Origin of the sequence: Stenotrophomonas sp. YIM B06876, from assembly GCF_030711595.1 — a bacterium.
In the GTDB taxonomy this organism is placed as follows: domain Bacteria; phylum Pseudomonadota; class Gammaproteobacteria; order Xanthomonadales; family Xanthomonadaceae; genus Stenotrophomonas.
In genome coordinates this window covers 1-817 of the sequence record NZ_JAUJUJ010000366.1, presented here as the reverse complement: position 1 = coordinate 817, position 817 = coordinate 1, and the positions used below count along the sequence as shown (strand labels likewise).

General features: G+C 58.5%; 1 pseudogene. It reads right to left on the bottom strand.

The features are described 5' to 3' along the window. A pseudogene (locus QZH66_RS17335) lies at window positions 1–233 on the bottom strand (hypothetical protein); the annotation flags it as partial. Window positions 234–817: the final 584 nt, after the last annotated feature.

The window sequence follows — 817 nt, the reverse complement described above, 5'->3', positions numbered from 1 at the left end:
ACCAGGTCGTCGCTGGCGCCGCTGTCCACGGCGGCCATTTTTTCGGCCGCCAGGTGGTCTTGCTGGTTGACGCCCCGCACCGCTTCCATCATGCGGTCGGCAAAACCGGAGCCGGCATGCCCGCCCGCGCTCTCACCTTGCGCCGGTGCGATCGGGGGCTTGGAGATGTCCGACAGGTAGCCCTGAATCTGCAGCAGGTCGGCGTTGATCAGTTGTCCAGTGACGGAACTCATGGGGAACATTTCCTTGGGGGCGNCCGGAGCCGGCATGCCCGCCCGCGCTCTCACCTTGCGCCGGTGCGATCGGGGGCTTGGAGATGTCCGACAGGTAGCCCTGAATCTGCAGCAGGTCGGCGTTGATCAGTTGTCCAGTGACGGAACTCATGGGGAACATTTCCTTGGGGGCGCGGAGGGCAACGATGGCGCGCTCGGGCCTGCTCGTTGTCTGTGGATGGTTGCAAATTGTTCTCGATTGTAATGTTTGTTTTACAAATGGTGAGTTTTTTGCATCAAAAAATCTTTGCCTCGTTGTTTTGTTGCTCGTTGCGACGTTTTTTTACAAACTTGGTTGCGGAAAAGTAGGCTCTGTGTCGCGCTCTAAAATCGAATTCAGTGTCGCACCGGTGGTACGACTGCGGTGCATGGATGCATCGGGCTGATGACTGTGTATTTTTTGGCAGCACATGTTGCAATATGTGCGGGCGCCTGTGCCCTACGGTGCCCTGGGTGATCTACCCCTATAAGAAAGCGACCAATGGACTATGGAATTCACCCCGGTGCGGGTCTGGTGCTCGTGGTGGCGGCGGGCGTGCTCGTGC